The 2,557-nt window shown below is 70.7% G+C and carries 3 protein-coding genes and 2 pseudogenes; 2 read left to right on the top strand and 3 right to left on the bottom strand.

Features of this window, described 5'->3' with window-relative positions:
- Positions 1–95 (bottom strand): annotated as a pseudogene (locus ABZW10_RS38630) (undecaprenyl diphosphate synthase family protein); the annotation flags it as partial.
- Between the two features lie 216 nt (positions 96–311).
- On the opposite strand from ABZW10_RS38630, the gene ABZW10_RS38635 reads away from it, so the two are divergent.
- The gene (locus ABZW10_RS38635) at positions 312–1,319 is read left to right on the top strand and encodes a hypothetical protein (RefSeq protein WP_355376383.1); all 1,008 of its coding nucleotides are present in this window, start codon (positions 312–314) and stop codon (positions 1,317–1,319) included.
- A 181-nt stretch (positions 1,320–1,500) separates the two neighbouring features.
- Positions 1,501–1,605: pseudogene (locus tag ABZW10_RS38640) on the top strand (IS5/IS1182 family transposase); the annotation flags it as partial.
- Positions 1,606–1,667: 62 nt separating this feature from the next.
- On the opposite strand, the gene ABZW10_RS38645 reads toward ABZW10_RS38640, so the two are convergent.
- A complete protein-coding gene (locus tag ABZW10_RS38645; RefSeq protein WP_355376391.1) occupies positions 1,668–1,904 on the bottom strand; it encodes a hypothetical protein in 237 nt (78 codons plus the stop codon).
- Between the two features lie 28 nt (positions 1,905–1,932).
- A complete protein-coding gene (locus ABZW10_RS38650; protein ID WP_355376386.1) occupies positions 1,933–2,400 on the bottom strand; it encodes a hypothetical protein in 468 nt (155 codons plus the stop codon).
- Between the last annotated feature and the right edge of the window lie 157 nt (positions 2,401–2,557).

The raw sequence follows: 2,557 nt of genomic DNA on the forward strand, positions 1-2,557 counted from the left end.
TCCAGCACGACGCCCTCGCCGACCTTGTGGCCCTCGGTGCGCGGCAGCCCGCGCTCCTTCGCCCAGCGGCCGTTGCCGACCATCACGATCGCGACCCGTGGCCTGCTCTTCTTCTGCTCGCCGCTGCGCCACCACCGCGACCTTCCCGAGGCCGCCTGATGGCCTGTTACACGGTGGTGACGGTTCCGTGGTGGTGTACGAACGGTTGACCTGCGAAGCTCTTCACATCGCAGCAGCCGGGCCCGCGAAGGAGACGCGGACCGCATTCGGCGCACAGCTGCACCAGACTCTGTTTCCGGGGGGAAATAGCCATGTCCGCGCACTCGTCCAACCGCCGTTCCCGCCTGCTCGCCACCGCCACCCTGGTGGCCGTCACCGGCACCGCCGCGCTCGTCCCGACGGCCGCCTTCGCTGACGCTCCCGCGACGGGCGACGCCAAGCCGCTGGTCGCCACCCTGGCGCCGAACGCGGGGCAGGCCCCGCTGGTCCGCGGCGGCAACGGCGCCGAGCTGACGATGACCGTCACCAACAACTCCGACCAGGACCAGCCGTTCCACCCGTCGGTGACCGTCAAGCCGGTGGGTTCCGCCCCGAACAACTGGAACTGGATCGGCTTCAGCGCCAAGGCGATCTCCGCACCGGCCACCTCCGGTACGGCGACCTGGGGCGCCAACGGATTCGCCGGCGCCGTCGTGCCCGAGAACCACATGGCCTCGGCGTCGTTCACGGTGCCGGCCCACACGACCTACACCTGGGCGGTCTCCTTCACGCTGAAGGCCGCGCTCCCGGCGGACGACACCGCCGTGGAGGTCGGGCTGGAGAACGACAAGAACGACAGCACCAACAGCGCCCCGGTGACCCTGCCGGTCGCCGCTCCCACCGGAGCCCTCGTCCAGAACTTCTCCCAGTGGGGCGACGTCTCGTTCAAGAAGTCGTTCGAGACCGATCTCGACCTGACCAACAACGGCGCGGACATCAACTCGACGATCAACCCGACGCTCCGCTACGGCGACGGCTCCAAGCCGACCCCGGCCACCCTCAAGCTGGACGTGCTGCAGGGCGGCCAGTGGGTCACGGTCCCCGGCTCGGCCAACACCTGGCAGCTGCCGTCGGTGACCGGCGGTCTCGGCAAGGGCGCGACCCAGCACTACAAGCTGCGGGTGTCGCTCGCCGACTTCACCGTGCAGCAGGGGGTCGTCTACACCTCCGACTGGCTCAGCCTCGCTCCGAACACCGACCAGGGCCCGATCGACACCGCCGTGAAGGCGCTGGTGCGCGTGGACGGCACCCCCGTCACGCCCGCCCCGGCCGGCCAGTGACCCGAGTCGCGGCAACGGAGCGCCGTCCCGATCGACTCGGGGCGGCGCTCCGGCGTGCGGCCCCGGCCGGCCGGCGACCGGGTGACGATGTCCGGAATCCGCGAGTGCCGCGGCTCGCGCCCGCCTAGGACTTTTCCGCCCGATCATGTGACTATCGCCTGAATTGCTCGTTGGTCCGGGCATGGGGCGGGGAGATCTGACGGATGCCGAGTGGGAACGGCTGCGGCCGTTCCTGCCGGTCAGTGACAGGCGTCGTGGCAGGTGGCGGGACCATCGGCGCTATGTGAAGGACCGCACGAAGTGGTCCCGCCCAGGCGAAACCCGGACGGGGCCGTTCCAGGGCGCTGCTCATCGAGGGGCGTGGATGACGAATCCCCGCGTCGGACCGCTCTGGCCCGCCTGACGTGACCGACCCCGGACCACCGTCAGCACGTCGTCGGTGATGTCCCGGCGGGTGTTGGGGTTGGCGCTGTCGTACACCCGCCATTGCCCGTCCGGGTTGCCCAGGTCTTCGGGGGACACGATGCCCCGAATGCCCAGGCGCCGAAGCGAGTTGGCTAGCTGCTGGGCTTCGTCTTCGTCCATGCTTCCCGCCCTCTCCGTGTGGGTGGGTTCAGGCTAGTGGGCTTCGCCGCCACCTCCACCGCCGCCACCGCCGGGGGATCGGGGTGTGGGAGCAACTGGCGGCCACCGCGACCTGGGCGCGGGTCGGACCGGTCCACAGTTCGTGGTCGGGGGTGTAGCCGGTCTCTTCGATGAGGGCGACGGTCCGGGCGAGGGCGTCCGGGTCGTGGCGCGTCGGGTCGGGGCGCTCGGGGTAGTGGTGCACGAACCCCCCGAGCCGCTCGCACACTCCGGCGTAGGGGCGTGTGTGGAGGATGAGGGCGTGCCAGCCCTCGTCCACGATGTTGGACGGGGTGATCCGCAGGGTGGGGAACCTGCGGGCGGTGACGACGAACTTCAGCGCCTCGGTCACGATGCGCTCGGCCGTGCGGACTGCCATGCCGGGGTTGTTGTCCACCACCGTGGCGGTGACGCCCCCGAACGCTTCGGGGGTCAGGAGGGTGCGGACGTCGTGCATGCGTGCTCCTTGGTCCTGTCGAGCCCAGCCCACGGGCGTGGGGAGGGAAGGGGGAGGGGGTGGCCCTCGCGCGAGCCGTGCGAGGGCCACCCCGGAAACCCTCCGTGGCTTGCTTTGCGCGGGTTTGGGTGGCGGCTTCGAGACGCGTCTCGAAGCC

This window comes from Kitasatospora sp. NPDC004723, assembly GCF_040609255.1.
Classification (GTDB): domain Bacteria; phylum Actinomycetota; class Actinomycetes; order Streptomycetales; family Streptomycetaceae; genus Kitasatospora.

Excerpts from the sequence above, each read along its gene's own strand:
- ABZW10_RS38635 (WP_355376383.1), top strand. The coding sequence starts at position 312 with ATGTCCGCGCACTCGTCCAACCGCCGTTCCCGCCTGCTCGCCACCGCC.
- ABZW10_RS38645 (WP_355376391.1), bottom strand. The coding sequence starts at position 1,904 with ATGGACGAAGACGAAGCCCAGCAGCTAGCCAACTCGCTTCGGCGCCTG.
- ABZW10_RS38650 (WP_355376386.1), bottom strand. The coding sequence starts at position 2,400 with ATGCACGACGTCCGCACCCTCCTGACCCCCGAAGCGTTCGGGGGCGTC.